Source organism: Leptospira vanthielii serovar Holland str. Waz Holland = ATCC 700522 (genome assembly GCF_000332455.1).
GTDB lineage: Bacteria > Spirochaetota > Leptospiria > Leptospirales > Leptospiraceae > Leptospira_A > Leptospira_A vanthielii.
The window spans coordinates 1-13,699 of record NZ_AOGY02000014.1 but is presented as its reverse complement, the minus strand read 5'-3'; the positions used below and the strand labels follow the sequence as shown (position 1 = coordinate 13,699).

The window sequence follows — 13,699 nt, the reverse complement described above, 5'->3', positions numbered from 1 at the left end:
TTGAAACATATCAATTAGATATGGAGACATTCATGAAATTCTCATGTAACCAGACAAAAACGAAAGTCACTTTGTCTTTTGTGATCGCACTCATCACAATCTTTACTCTTGCAGGAAAACTCGAAGCACAAACTGCACCTGCTGCCCCAACGACTGAAACCACACAAACTACGGAAACTCCAGCAGAGACTCCAACTCCTGTTGCGGAAGCACCTGCCGAAGCACCACAACAAGAATCCGAAATTGGACTCGTTAAGTTATTTGTAACTGGTGGATGGTCTATGTGGCCACTCCTACTTTCTTCGATTATTGGATTTGGTGTGATTCTTGAAAGAATCTACTTTTTCTTCACAGCAAAACTCGTAAGAAAAGGATACAACCAAGACTTACAAGATGCGATTGATGCATCCGGTATGAATGGTGTTGATGAATTCTTAAAAGCAAACGAAGGCCAACGAATTACTGACATTTTAAAAAATGGTATGGAAATTTCTCAAAACGATCCAGAAATTTTTGCTTCTGGTATTGAAAGAGAAGCTGGTGAAGTGATGACACTTCTAGAAAAAGGACTCACTGTTCTTTCTGCTGTTTCCACCATTGCACCACTCGTTGGATTCTTAGGAACTGTATCTGGTATGATCAACGCTTTTGATGCGATTGCAAACGCTGACCAAGTAAACGCAAAAGTGGTTGCTGGTGGTATTAAAGAAGCACTTATTACAACAGCGGCAGGTCTTATCGTTGCGATTCCTGCAATGACATTCTACCAATACTTACAAGGCCGAGTGGGATTTTTTACATCTGAAGTAGAAGAAGCCGCTAACAAAATTTACAAAGAATATTTAAAACTCAAAGCCGGTAGAAAAGCGTAAGTAACGGAAAGTAACGAACCATGATTAAGTTAAAGAAAAAACAAGAACTAGAGGAGATATCGGCAGCATCCATGTCGGATATTGCTTTTCTACTCTTGGTATTTTTTATGGTGACTGCCGTATTCTTTGTAAAGGAAGGACTTAACATTTCTCTTCCTCGCAAACAATCCGAACCTCAGCCTTTTTTACGAAAGAATGTATATGAAATTTTGGTAACTCAAGACAGATACAAAATGCGTAATCCGGCTTTCGGAACCAAAGAATACACTAATTTGCAAGAATTTCGTGATGACCTAAACCAAATGGAAATCCCGGATCTTAAAAACAAACTAGCACTCATTGTTACAACCGGTGATACCAAATATGCAAAGATGTTGGATGCATTATCAGCAATCCAACTACGTGGATTTGAAAAAATCTCAGTGAGAAAGAAGAAATAATATGTTACGAAGAAAGAGAGTCGCACCTTCAGTTCCCGTAAGTTCGATGGCAGACATTGCCTTCTTACTCCTCGTGTTCTTTATGGTAACCTCCGTATTGGATTCGGATCCAGACCTTCCCATCAATCTACCAGATGTTCCTGGTGGAGAACAGTTAAACAAAAAGATCGCCAATCTTTACTTAACTGCTGATGAAAAGAGAACTGTCTATTTCAACTCAGTCAAAATGGAACTCAACGAAGCAATGAGTGAAATCCGTGCCAAACTTTCTACCACACCGGACTTGAAAGTTTTGATTCATGCGGACCAAGATTTGACTTATGAAGAGTTAGATAGTGTATTCGAAACCCTCCGAGAGATTGGGGCCTTAAAGGTCTCCCTCGTTACCAAGACCACCCAAGGTGGCGGGTTAAAAGGGAAGTAAAGTGAACGGAACAATTGTTACACCAAAAAGATCCAAACGAGAAAGGATCCATCGATTTATCGATCGATACCGAATCGAAACTGGTCTTGCCATTTCCGCCTTTTTACAAGCCATCATCATTCTTTTTTGGTTCACTCCTCATTTGGAAACGGACAGTTTGGATAGTCTTGTGGAAGAAGTGGCATTCATTGACAATGTCCAAATCCAAGAACCATCCACTGATTCCAAACCAACCGATGGAGACTTTGATCTTACAGACAAAGAAAAAGAAGAGAAAAAAGAAGACCCAAGAATTGCTGGTGCTTCTGACCCCATTGTATCTGGCGCAACCTCACCCGTAGATTTATCTCCCAATGCCCGACCTGAATATACTTCCGAAGCAAAAGCACTCGGTTTAACAGGAACCATGACTTTAGAAGTCATCATCGGAAATACGGGAGAAGTATTACGAGTGAGATCCGTAGGAAAGCAGTTAGGTGGTGGACTCGAAGAAGAAGCCATCAAAGTTTATCGTAGAAAACGTTTTTCTCCTTCTATCTTAGAAGGAAAAGCCATCACGGTAAAAGTTCTTGTCCCCATTCGATTTACATTGAATTAGATAGTTCCAATCTCACTAAAAATCTTTTTTGTTTTTTGGGGCGAATCCACCACTGGAAAAGTGGTGGACCGGGCTTTCCGCTACGATCCCTTTCGCTACTCGCCTAACTCCAAAACTTTATCCTCTTCTTCCATGGGTTGTTTCGGGATTTCTATTTTTTCGATGCGAATTTCGTGAACAAAATCAGGATCTTCAAAACGATCTAAAATTGTTATCCTTCTTGGGTATTGTTTCTCATTCCAAGATTCATAATACCCATACTTCAAAACACCTTTGTAAAAACTAAAGAGTTCACGGTAGGTAAACTCCATCCATTCCAAAGCGCCACTTGTTTTTTCAAAATAACCAACATACTGGTCCGTATCAGGAGTGGCATTGGCTTGGACTGAGGTAAAATACACTACTTCAAAGTCTTGGCCTAATTTTTGGATCGGGCCCGCATATTGAATGATCGGATACTCGGTCAGTCGCCATGGTAGTGTTAGGTACAGCCGGAGAGATTCTAAATAAATGCGGACTTCATCATCACCGGTAAAAACCTTTCCGGTATCAGCGGCAATTTGGTAGGCATCTTTTTTGACAAGGCCGAGGATAAGGCCTTTTTTTTCACCGCCGAGAAATTCTACCTCCATCGCATCTTTTTCAAAATCCAAATACACGCGGAGTCGTTGTTCGGATTCTCTTATAGGAGTAAAAAAACGAACAAACTTCGAATGCCAAACATCTTTGATCACAAACTGGATATGTTTGTAATCTTTCCAATTGCCAGGGGTTAGTTCTTTCACGGGAGGGTTTGTGATGACTGACAATCCTTTCTTTTTTAAATCAGGATTTAGACCTTCTTTTTGTAAGGTGGGGGGACGTAGGTCAGCAAGAGAACAAGAGATAAAATAAAAAGAAATACAAATGATTAAGGCAATGGAACGAAACATTGATTCCAGAATGGATCAAAAATAAAGGTCTGTCAATTGGAAACTATAACAAACGAATGTTTACAAACAATCATCTATCAAAAGGGTCATTAGATGGGCGTGAAGTGAGTTAAAATGATCTGATATGTTGGGAAGTGAGGTTTAAAAAGAAATAAAAGTTAGAGTTTGGAAGAAGGGAGAGAAAAAAGAAAAAGGTCGGAAAACCCGACCCCTTCTTCTATTGAGTGTAACTTATGCTTTTGCAGCACCTGTTTTTTTGATAGATTCCGCAACTTCGTTGATTTTTGCTTTTACGGATTCAATTTTTCCTTCAGGCATTTTTGCTTTGATTTCTTCTGCAATTTTGTTGTAGTTTTCTACGATTTTAGAACGAGTTTCATCGTAGTTTTTTCCTGCAACACTAGAGAATTCTTTAATGTCTGTTAGGATTTTGTCAACGGATTGGCGAATCTTTACAGAATCTTCCGTGTTATCCAAAGCACCTTTTGATACTAATTCATTATAAGTTGTTTCCAACTGAGTTTTTGCTTTCCCAAGACCTTCTTTTCCTGATTGGAAAAGTCCGATACCTGCGTTGAGAATGTCCATGATTTGTTTTTCCATAATTTAGCTCCTGGTTTTCACCTATTTGTGCAATGCACAACTCAGTTATGTGCATTGCACAAATTTAGACAAGTACTTTTTCTAGGGGAAAACCGATTTTTTTTAGATTTCTAAAACGCTGATTGGTTCTTTTTGTTGGGCCATGATCGATTCCAAAAATTTCACATAGGCCTCGCGACCTGGGTACTCCACCTGATTCACTCCTGTTTTCACAGCAGCTTCTGCTACTGCGGGTGCTACATGGTAAAGGACTCGTGAATCTAAAGGTTTTGGAATGATATAATCGGCCCCAAATCTAATTTCTAATTCATTGTATGCTTCGGTGACTTGTGTAGGCACAGGAAGTTTTGTGAGCTCACTCAGTGCATAAGCTGCCGCTAACTTCATTTCCATATTCACTACTTTTGCACGAACATCAAGTGCGCCGCGAAAGATAAACGGAAATCCAAGGACATTATTCACTTGGTTAGGATAATCACTGCGACCGGTTGCCATAATGAGATCAGGCCTTGCTCGTTTTGCATCTGGATAAGGAATCTCTGGATCTGGATTGGAAAGAGCGAACATAATGGGTTTTTCTGCCATCGTTTTTACCATGGCTTCTGTCACCACATTGGCAACAGACACTCCAATAAAAAGATCGGTTCCAGGGAAAATATCTTCTAGAGTTTCTGCGTCAGTTGTGCGAACAAATGGCAATTTGGACTCATGTAAATTCGTTCTTTTGTGATTGATCACACCACGGGAATCCAACATATAAATGGATTCATGTTTGACTCCAATATGTGTTAACATACCTGCAATGGAAATGGCCGCAGCTCCGGCTCCGTTGATGACCACTTTTAAGTTACCAGCTTTTTTACCAGTGATCTCTAAAGAATTGAGAAGTGCCGCAGTAGAAATGATTGCTGTTCCATGTTGGTCATCATGAAATACAGGAATCTTCATACTTTCATCTAAAGTTTTTTCAATATGGAAACATTCTGGAGCACGGATGTCTTCTAAGTTAATACCACCAAACGTTGGTTCGAGGGCCTTTACAATCGTGATGAATTTTTCAGGATCGATTTCATTGATTTCGATATCAAACACATCAATGCCGGCAAATTTTTTGAATAAAACAGCTTTACCTTCCATCACTGGTTTTCCGGCGGAAGCACCAATATTACCAAGACCCAAAATAGCAGTTCCATTGGTGATGATTCCGACTAAATTGCCTCGGTTCGTGTATTCATAAACGAGGTCTGGTTTTTTTTCGATTTCGAGGCAAGGGTAAGCGACACCCGGTGAGTAGGCCAAGGACAGGTCATAACTGTTCTCCGTTGGTTTTGTCGGAACTACTTTGGTTTTTCCTTTCGGAAACCTAGAGTGATACTCAAGCGCGCTATTTTTCATGGTCTATTTTCCCACGATTTATGATTCAATGGAAAATCCTAGAATAAATTGGTGAAAAGCAGTTCCAAAAAGGGTTGCGAATGGTTCTATGTCCCTTTAGATAAAGTCCTTACGAAAAGCCAGAGGGGGGTTCATTTGGAACTTGTTGGAGAATTTTTTGGAACGGCAGTTCTCATTCTACTAGGTGATGGTGTTGTTGCCGGGGTTTTATTAGAAAAATCGAAGGCTAAGGATGGTGGTTGGATCACAATCACAACTGCTTGGGCGCTTGCGGTTTGTTTTGGTGTTTTGGTAGCAAAGGCCTTGGGTAGTCCAGGAGCCCATTTAAATCCTGCTGTGACCCTCTCTGTTTGTATCCAATCGGGAGATTATTCCAATTTTATCCCTTACAGCCTGGCACAAATCGGAGGTGGAGCTCTCGGAGCCTTCCTTGTCTACCTACACTACTTACCCCATTGGAAAGAAACAAAAGATCCAGGAAAAATTCTAGCGGTATTCTCTACAGAACCTGCCATCAAAGACACAGTCTCGAATATGATTAGCGAAGGTTTTGGAACCTTTCTCCTTATTTTAGGAATTCATGCCATCTTCTCTCCACTTAACGGGGGAGCCTCAGGAATTGTTGGTGCCGGCTTCGTAGGTTTACTTGTTTGGGCCATTGGCCTTTCCATGGGTGGGACCACAGGTTATGCGATCAACCCTGCACGCGATCTTGGCCCAAGAATTATTCATTCCCTAATCCCCATTCCCAATAAAGGAAATTCGAATTGGAAATATGCTTGGCTTCCCGTATTTATACCGTTAGCTGGTGCAGGACTCGCAGCGGTTGTGATAAAGTATTTGGTATAACTGCAATGCCGATATCATGAATAAAACAATTGATGACATTATATCATTTACCAAACACAGACCCTGGAAAATGCCAAACAATAAGTGGTTTTGGTATCAAGAATGGAATGATGCTATTTTTTTACATTATCAAATTGAAGAAACTATATTAAGAAATTTAGTTCCGCACTATTTAGACTTAGACCAAATAAATGGATCTTATTGGATTTCTATAGTTGCTTTCACAATGAACAAAATTCATATCAGAAACACTTTTCAGATAAAATATTTTTCAAATTTCCATGAAGTTAACTTACGAACATATGTTAAAAACAAGAATAAGCCGGGTGTATTTTTTTTGAGCATTGAAGCTCAAAAAATTCTTCCAACAATCATGGCAAATCTTCTTTCTGGTTTACCCTATAAATATTCAAATATAAAAAGATCTTCTAACTCATACGCTCTATTAGGGAAACGAAGTAAAATAGATATTGAATTCAATATTGCAAATAAAATAGACAATCCGCAAAACATAGATTTGTGGTTAACAGAAAGATATTGTTTATATAAAAATTCAACTGTATACCAGAATCCATTGGAAATACATCACAAACCCTGGGAATTATTTCATATTGAGTTGAAAAACTTAGATATAAATTACAAAAAATTTAGTGGTTATGTGAACTTCAACAGTCCTTCATTAAGTCATTATTCACCAGGAGTTAAAGTTATTGCTTGGAATCAGCAAAAGGACTCCTAAAAGTAGTTTATTCTCTTTCAAAGAATATTACCATACATTTCCGAACTTTTCAATTTCCAGTCCCTTCATAACAGTTATCATTACCGTTTTTCCCATTAATTCCAAACAAACGCAAAATTTTCTAATTCATTCTTATTGATTAATAAAAGTATAATATTAGAAAAATATTGACCTGGTTTATCTTAAAAAATTAATGATTAACATCAGATGTTCGATTGATTCAAGTTACAGTAAACCTTGAATCAATGTAAATTAAAGATTATTAAAATCTAATCATAAATAGAGATAACATATGAATCAATATGAAGTTATATTTAATCAAGTTATTGGGGAACATAAAAAGATTTTTGGCAAACCGGCAAATGTATCCATACCATTTGAAGCTCAGAAAACAATGAATAAGAACATCCTTCTTTTCGATTGGTTTCATATGAGTAAAAACAAAAAAATCGATTTCTATGATCGGTTTGGAGACATTGAAGAAGAGAATGTTCTCGGTAAATACATTATTGATCATGGAGACGATGAGATATTTGCACCAGAATTACGCGAAGGAGTTGTTCCTTTTGCCTATATTGTCGATGATGGAGCCATCGGAAATGATTATCAAATAGAAGGAATTTTGATGATAGACCTTCGAGAAACAAATCATCTTGTTCTCATTGCCGAAGTGGATGGTACCATTGATGGACAAACTCCATTTGAAATTGTGAGTTTTAAATCATTAAACATCACCTCTGGTAAAATCAAAGTAAATGATTAAAGTATGAAAAAAGTTCTACTCCTACTCGCAAAAGGTTTCGAATCTTTTGAAGCTAGTGTCTTCATTGATGTTATCGGTTGGAACCTAGTCGATGGAGACAAAACAACAAAACTCTATACATGCGGTTTTACCAAAGAAGTCACTGGATCTTTTGGTGTTAAACTCTATGTTGATTATTTAATTAATGAAATTGATATCAATGACTTTGAAGCTTTAGCAATACCAGGTGGTTTTGAAGAATATGGTTTTTATGAAGAAGCGTACCATCCAGAATTTTTGGAATTGATAAGACGGTTTAACCAAAAAGATAAAATCATAACATCCATTTGTGTGGGAGCTTTACCAATCGCAAAGTCTGGTGTTTTGAACGAACGAAAAGCAACGACTTACAATCATAAAAAAAGTGTCAGACAAAAACAACTAGAAGAACTAGGTGCTATTGTTCAAAATTCTCCCATAGTTGTAGATAAGAATATTATCACTAGTTGGAGTCCGGCGACGGCAATAGGTGTCGCGTTACTACTTTTAAAAATGTTAACCACTGAGGAAAACTCAAATCATATAAAAGAAATAATGGGCTTTTGACTGCAAACTCTTAGAACAGACATTTGCAAAAAAGTCAGGAGATTACACCTGACCTTCATTCTCTAATTCCCGTTCTGGATCTTCTGAAACACTTCACAAGATGAAACTGTTTCAATCTTTCCTTCTTGTAAGTCCTTACAGCTAAATTGCAAAATTTGTTTGTGACAATCCTTATAAGCAGTTTGAATCGCTAATGGATCGGCTCCCAAAAGTTTGTATGCATTGCTCTCACGAAACCTTTTTTGACATTGGGTTTCTTCCAACCTTCCTTCCGTAAATTTCTTTAGATTTTCAGGAATAGATTTCCATTCTTTGTCAGCACACTCTCTATACTTGGCGCAAATCTCAGCCGTTAAACTTAAAGATTCATTTTGCCAATCTACATTCATAATGCCTTTATCTTTTTTACAAGATATAAGAAAAACTAATATGAGTGAAGATAAAAATATCGGAAACACTAATTTCAAATCTGTAAACGCTGTTAAGTGGGAAGCCGGGATTTTAATCGTAATTCGTTTAAAAAACGAAATTGCAGGGGGGATATACGTATTGCGTTTATTCGCCGCGCTCACTTTAATTTCCCACCTACCTCGCACGTTAACCGCTTCACGTTTATTCCCCAAACCATGCGCGATATGCGTATTGCGTTTATCTCTCTCAAAAATTAATTCAATTATACTTTTAAATTTCATAAATTTATATCATTTTCCTTTTGTTATTTTGGATTTTCTAATGTATCTTTTTTACGAATGAGAATTTCGATTCGTTCTTCTTTGGCTTTTTTTTCTGGTGTGTCTGATTCTTTCGCTTTTTGAAAGACCGCATAACCTTGAACAGAAACTTGTTCTTTGGGAATGCCGTATTCGTTCACTAATTTTTCAGCAAGTAAAGAAGCCCTATGAGAATGGTAATCCCATGAATTTTGAAATTTCGATTTATCAATTTGCGATTCATAAGGAATTTGCACTCGAACGACAATGTCTATATCCATTCCCTTGGATAAAACTGCCAATTGTTCAAATGCAAATTTAAGGTCTGGATCTGCTTTCAAAATATCGTCCGAGGCCAAATCAGAACCAGCAAAAGTCAGTTTGAGTTCTTCCGTTTCTGCAAGGCCAAGTTTTAACTTTGCTTTTTCTCGAAGTGTTTTCAACGCAAAACCTATCCGTTCCCAAAGCCGAAATACTTGTGATTTTGGTTCCATCGTATCGTCTTCTAAAATTCCCGAACCACCTTCTAAAATGGCTCCCACAGAGCTTACGTTCAAACCAAACCCTCGTTTGATATCCTTGGCTACTGCAGTTAGGCGATTGGCGTCAACTTTACTGATGGCATATAGTATAATAAAAAGTCCAAGTAACAATGTGATCATATCGGCATAAGTCAATAACCAACGATCATGTGCCTCAATATGTTCTTCTTCTTTAGATACAAACCTGGAACGTCTTCTCATGTTTCCCCTTCGAGGGTTGGGAAGGCTTTATATAAAAACTCCCATTCCTTTTCCTTTACTTTCGCATAGAACTCGTTAAATAAATCTTGGCCGACAGGTAATGTGGCATAGTATCCTTGTTCCACTTTTTTAAACAAAGGATACACTCCAAGTAAACGAGACATCATTGCCGCGGGTTTGATAATATAAGCACTCACTGGTTTGTGCGCCAATTCATAGAATTTTTTAAGATTAAAGAGTACAACTTCTAATTGTTTTTTTCGAATCTCTCTTTCATCCAATTCGCAAAAAAGTGTAAAGTATTCCTCTTGATCCAATTCTTTTCCCGATTGCCATCCTTTCGAAAGGAGAAGTTTGGCCATTTGAATATCAAGTTCATCGGTAATGGTATTGAGTTCCATTAGTCGTTCGACACTTTCCCGAGTGCCTTCCTTCATCATGTTTTTGACTTTATCGTAAGTAGTAAAAGCCAACTCCTCCCATTCTTCCTTCCCATCTAAATTGTATACAGTTTCAAAAAAAAACTTTGCCATCTCAATTGTCTCTTTGCGATGAAAAAAATCATAATAATAAAGATGAAATCGATCCACTTGGACACGCACAATCTCCCTTCTAGCAAGTGTGACTTCTTCCGTCAGTTGGTGTTTCATTTCAGTTTAGTTAGCCGGTGCTCCCAAAAGATAGGATGGAAATCCTTGTTGGTCGCGTTCAAAAGGAGCAATGGAAAATTGGTTGGGAATAGAAACTATCTCATGATAAAATTTATAAGTAGATCGAAATAAAATTTTTGGAGTCACTGATTCTTTCGGGGTATAAAAAAACTTCACCCCATAACGAAAGTTATTGGCCCATCCTTCTTTAGTTACTTCCAATAAAGGATAGTCCGCCGGAATTTTTTTATTTGAGACAATATTGTAAACAATGTCTCCCTTTTTATACAAACGAACTCCTTGAGTCTCCCCTGGCAACCGAACACTTCCGGCTTCAGGAAAAGACAAAGATAGATATGCCAGACTCACATAGTTTCCACGATTCTTAAGTTGTAAAGTCACTTGGGATTCTTTACCAATTTCAAATTTCGGAGTCACTTCTAGAGATACAAAGGAAGGCACTGGTTGCATGGGAAGGTTTGCAATCATCTCCCAACCATTGAATACAAATTCTTGGGAAAAATTTGGATTGGTGGGAAATATACGAAAGGATTTGTCCTTGGCGCTGTATTCAAAGTCTACACGTTTACTTCTTTTTAACTCTTCATGTTCTTTGAGTTGGAATCCATCCCAAATTTTTTTGCCTTTACGATATCCCATAGGAACAGAAAATAAACCTAACGGTGGTTCTTCGGCAAGCACTTCAATAAATACAGAATTAAAATTATCTCCAGGAAGTTCCGCAACAACAATTCGACGAAGACAATCCCCGGCAAAAGTAACCTTTTCTTTTCCCGGTGCTGATCCCGAAACCCAGGACTTTAGTTTGGCATCATAAAACATAGGCCCTAAGTTTTGTAAAAAATATTCCAATTTCCAAAGAAAGGTCCAACTCGAACCTTCTTTGCGAAAAGCTGCAAGAACCTCACTTGTCCCTGACTGAAACAAAACTAAAGTTTCCATTTCGGGAGTTTCATCCAAATTGATCTGCTTTTGGCCTAAAACCCGAACCACTTGTCCGGCATCTTTTCCGTAAACCGCCTCCCGAATTTCTGCATCGGAAGGAAGTTCCTTTTGAGAACAAAACAAGGCCAAAAATAGAAAGAACGTCGCTGTAAATGGATACCGAAGGGATAAATTCATAGGAATTCTTTCATTCCATCACACCAAAACTCCAATTCAACCTTTTTTGCTTTTCCTTCCTAACTCTTCCGATATACTCGTCTAAGTAGTAAGAATTGGGGACGACATTGGTTTCGACTGTTGTTGGCTTGGGTTCAGTGGCACGTAGGGGTGAGGGTCCTCTTAAAAACCTTCAAAACAATAACTGCAAATAACGAATTTGCTCTAGCAGCTTAGTTTTAAGCTCTACGGTTTCCATGGCTGTTTCCTTAGGTGGCCAAGAAACCGACACCTCTCTAAGGACCTTTCGGATCTGTCGCCCGCTTCGGGCCGAATTGAACTCTAAGTAGGATAGGAATGAGTCCCCCGTTTGTAGGGTAAGTCTTTCCGAAATTTATTTGCAAACTAAACGTGTAGAAGCTGCATTTGAGGACGATAGGACCCGGGTTCGACTCCCGGCGTCTCCAAAGTTCGGATATTCATTGCTCGCGTTCGCCTGGCCATCCATGGCCAGAGCTCCCGCCCGCACCCATCCTTGGGTGCTTTTCGCAACAAACACCCTCACTATTTTACCTACGCTAAAGTATATAATCGTTTGATTGGTTTTTTATTATTATTGTCGTATAACAAATGATTTACGACGGGAGTCGAACGACTGCGAGAGTCAGAAACAGTAGCGACCCATAGGGAGCGTGAAGCTGTTTCTGTCGAAGGCAGGATGCCTGAGACCTCGAGCAGGACGGGTCGGAGGTTGCCTGACCTGGATGGGAAGGCACCGGAGACCGACTAACTAAGAATTAACGAAGAGGGGTCGGATAGTTCCGATTTCTGCAGAACTTACTTTCAGCCAAACAAAAAAAACAGATTAAGCAACAAACCAATGCAATACTTTGTAAGTCTTTTTGAAAATCCCATATTTTGTTAGTTGACGAACCTTCGATGCAAAATAAAAAGAACCAATAAATTCGTACAACGATTGTAATAGGAAGTTTAATTAATGTATAAACTTTTTTTGGCGTTTTTTCTATTCTCTATAGTAAATTGTAAAACTACCTTTTATCAGTGGAACTTGAATGGGAGAACATACGTTCCAATAAACCCAACATTTGAAGATGAATATTGGAAAATCATAATTCATGAAATCAACGAAACAGAAGAGCTTGATAATACTAATAAGTATCTCAAGATAAAATTTTCATACCAAAACAAATCAAAAAAATATAGAATCTTAAAATTAATGAAAACTTCTTATGATGAATTTAATTTTAAATATATGAAGGGTAATAATCTAGAAGGTATTGCGGATGTTCATAATAAAAATCCTGATCTTATTGATTTTGAACACCTATATCGGAAAGCAGGAGTTATGGTTAAACTCAAATCCAAATTAAAGGATAGGCCTGAGAGATTTGAAAGATTCTATAAAAACAATAATTCAGATTTTGTAGTTTTTTCCTGTGACGGAACGAATTCTGGTAACGATGCTAGATCACCAGGAAGCGGAAGTGAATGGCTCCCTCCCGGAAAGGTAGGTGAAGAGTACATCCGATGCCCAATTCCTCAAGGAATGCAACTTGTAAGTATATTCTCTGATGGTGATTTTGAAATTCCGATCCAAGACCGTATTTCTTATCACCCAGATGTTGTAAAAAGTTATGGAGAATATATCAAATGAGATATCTAGTTATCATTTCTATTTTATTTTTCGCTACCAACTGTGTTAGTTCGTTTTATAGTTACTCTATCCATAAAAATCAAATGGATTTTTCTTCTCCTGACAACAAAAGTCCTTTAAAGAAAAAAAATATTCTTTTTATAACGGATGGGTACTTAGAGGATTTAGCTGATATGTTGGAGAAACGCGGACACACTGTGGATCGTGTAAAAATTGCCAAAGAAAATTTAGCTATGAAAGACAAGTATGATACTGTCATCATTTTAAAATCAGACCGACTAGACGTTTTAAATGAAGCTTACCTTGAATTACCTATGATTTTCAGTTTAGGAATTATTCCTAGTTATGCAAAATTCGATAGGAATTACGAATTTATTGTAATTCAAAATAATACTTCCACAGAGGTAAAATACAGTTTAACTCTTAAAAAATATACAGGATGGATTATGTATTATTCCAGTTCAGATGAAAACGCAATTTTGCTGACCTAAATTAAGCTAATACTCCAAGCCGAAAATGGAGATTAGAGATGGAAAAACAAGTAAGAGAAAGACGTACGTTCAAAGCGGATGACAAGATAGGCATCATCCGAAAACACC

The 13,699-nt window shown here is 37.9% G+C and carries 17 protein-coding genes and 1 other RNA gene; 11 read left to right on the top strand and 7 right to left on the bottom strand.

Annotation, left to right across the window (positions count from 1 at the left end):
- Positions 1-32 precede the first annotated feature (32 nt).
- From LEP1GSC199_RS02310 to LEP1GSC199_RS02295, 4 genes are read left to right on the top strand one after another with little or no spacing between them, the layout of a single operon-like run.
- Complete coding sequence (locus LEP1GSC199_RS02310) at positions 33-872, top strand: MotA/TolQ/ExbB proton channel family protein (RefSeq protein ID WP_002976946.1); 840 nt, start codon at positions 33-35, stop codon at positions 870-872.
- Positions 873-892: 20 nt separating this feature from the next.
- Positions 893-1,312: an ExbD/TolR family protein gene (locus tag LEP1GSC199_RS02305; protein ID WP_002977138.1), complete on the top strand. Its 420-nt coding sequence runs from the start codon at positions 893-895 to the stop codon at positions 1,310-1,312.
- Position 1,313: 1 nt separating this feature from the next.
- Positions 1,314-1,736: an ExbD/TolR family protein gene (locus LEP1GSC199_RS02300; RefSeq protein WP_002972391.1), complete on the top strand. Its 423-nt coding sequence runs from the start codon at positions 1,314-1,316 to the stop codon at positions 1,734-1,736.
- 1 nt (position 1,737) lies between these two features.
- Positions 1,738-2,334: an energy transducer TonB gene (locus LEP1GSC199_RS02295; RefSeq protein WP_002977176.1), complete on the top strand. Its 597-nt coding sequence runs from the start codon at positions 1,738-1,740 to the stop codon at positions 2,332-2,334.
- A 95-nt stretch (positions 2,335-2,429) separates the two neighbouring features.
- On the opposite strand, the gene LEP1GSC199_RS02290 is transcribed toward LEP1GSC199_RS02295, so the two are convergent.
- The 3 genes from LEP1GSC199_RS02290 to LEP1GSC199_RS02280 form a co-directional block, all read right to left on the bottom strand.
- Positions 2,430-3,266, bottom strand: a complete 837-nt coding sequence (locus tag LEP1GSC199_RS02290) for an LBF_0142 family lipoprotein (protein WP_002976843.1) — start codon at positions 3,264-3,266, stop codon at positions 2,430-2,432.
- Between the two features lie 231 nt (positions 3,267-3,497).
- A complete protein-coding gene (locus LEP1GSC199_RS02285; RefSeq protein ID WP_002972640.1) occupies positions 3,498-3,869 on the bottom strand; it encodes a phasin-related domain-containing protein in 372 nt (123 codons plus the stop codon).
- Positions 3,870-3,971: 102 nt separating this feature from the next.
- A complete protein-coding gene (locus LEP1GSC199_RS02280; protein ID WP_002977112.1) occupies positions 3,972-5,264 on the bottom strand; it encodes a malic enzyme-like NAD(P)-binding protein in 1,293 nt (430 codons plus the stop codon).
- 135 nt (positions 5,265-5,399) lie between these two features.
- Here LEP1GSC199_RS02280 and LEP1GSC199_RS02275 point away from each other — a divergent pair, with 135 nt between their 5' ends.
- From LEP1GSC199_RS02275 to LEP1GSC199_RS02260, 4 genes are all read left to right on the top strand, one after another.
- The gene (locus LEP1GSC199_RS02275; RefSeq protein WP_039925917.1) at positions 5,400-6,113 is read left to right on the top strand and encodes an MIP/aquaporin family protein; all 714 of its coding nucleotides are present in this window, start codon (positions 5,400-5,402) and stop codon (positions 6,111-6,113) included.
- Positions 6,114-6,129: 16 nt separating this feature from the next.
- Complete coding sequence (locus LEP1GSC199_RS02270; RefSeq protein ID WP_002976829.1) at positions 6,130-6,852, top strand: YqjF family protein; 723 nt, start codon at positions 6,130-6,132, stop codon at positions 6,850-6,852.
- A gap of 292 nt (positions 6,853-7,144) precedes the next feature.
- Positions 7,145-7,615 carry a hypothetical protein gene (locus LEP1GSC199_RS02265; protein ID WP_002976986.1) on the top strand — a complete coding sequence of 157 codons (471 nt, stop codon included), beginning with the start codon at positions 7,145-7,147 and terminating at the stop codon, positions 7,613-7,615.
- 3 nt (positions 7,616-7,618) lie between these two features.
- Positions 7,619-8,200 carry a DJ-1/PfpI family protein gene (locus LEP1GSC199_RS02260; RefSeq protein WP_002976894.1) on the top strand — a complete coding sequence of 194 codons (582 nt, stop codon included), beginning with the start codon at positions 7,619-7,621 and terminating at the stop codon, positions 8,198-8,200.
- 62 nt (positions 8,201-8,262) lie between these two features.
- Here LEP1GSC199_RS02260 and LEP1GSC199_RS21610 read toward each other — a convergent pair whose 3' ends face one another.
- Genes LEP1GSC199_RS21610 through LEP1GSC199_RS02240 form a run of 4 tightly spaced genes read right to left on the bottom strand, consistent with a single transcriptional unit; the run spans position 8,263 to position 11,446 of the window.
- The gene (locus LEP1GSC199_RS21610; protein WP_002976919.1) at positions 8,263-8,892 is read right to left on the bottom strand and encodes an LA_2478/LA_2722/LA_4182 family protein; all 630 of its coding nucleotides are present in this window, start codon (positions 8,890-8,892) and stop codon (positions 8,263-8,265) included.
- A gap of 23 nt (positions 8,893-8,915) precedes the next feature.
- Entirely contained in the window at positions 8,916-9,653 is a 738-nt protein-coding gene (locus tag LEP1GSC199_RS02250; RefSeq protein ID WP_002976802.1) for a flagellar motor protein MotB, read from the bottom strand.
- Positions 9,650-10,303 carry an FFLEELY motif protein gene (locus LEP1GSC199_RS02245; RefSeq protein ID WP_002977235.1) on the bottom strand — a complete coding sequence of 218 codons (654 nt, stop codon included), beginning with the start codon at positions 10,301-10,303 and terminating at the stop codon, positions 9,650-9,652. The genes LEP1GSC199_RS02250 and LEP1GSC199_RS02245 overlap by 4 nt, the downstream gene beginning before the upstream one ends.
- 6 nt (positions 10,304-10,309) lie before the next feature.
- Positions 10,310-11,446: an LIC13341 family surface-exposed protein gene (locus LEP1GSC199_RS02240; protein WP_002977118.1), complete on the bottom strand. Its 1,137-nt coding sequence runs from the start codon at positions 11,444-11,446 to the stop codon at positions 10,310-10,312.
- Between the two features lie 97 nt (positions 11,447-11,543).
- Between LEP1GSC199_RS02240 and ssrA the strand changes: the two genes are divergently transcribed.
- The 3 genes from ssrA to LEP1GSC199_RS02230 all read left to right on the top strand — a co-directional run bounded on the left by ssrA (position 11,544) and on the right by LEP1GSC199_RS02230 (position 13,591).
- Positions 11,544-11,893, top strand: a transfer-messenger RNA (tmRNA) gene (gene ssrA / locus LEP1GSC199_RS20655).
- A gap of 601 nt (positions 11,894-12,494) precedes the next feature.
- Complete coding sequence (locus tag LEP1GSC199_RS02235) at positions 12,495-13,100, top strand: hypothetical protein (RefSeq protein ID WP_232420580.1); 606 nt, start codon at positions 12,495-12,497, stop codon at positions 13,098-13,100.
- 83 nt (positions 13,101-13,183) lie between these two features.
- The gene (locus tag LEP1GSC199_RS02230) at positions 13,184-13,591 is read left to right on the top strand and encodes a hypothetical protein (protein WP_157356589.1); all 408 of its coding nucleotides are present in this window, start codon (positions 13,184-13,186) and stop codon (positions 13,589-13,591) included.
- The last annotated feature ends 108 nt before the right edge of the window (positions 13,592-13,699 follow it).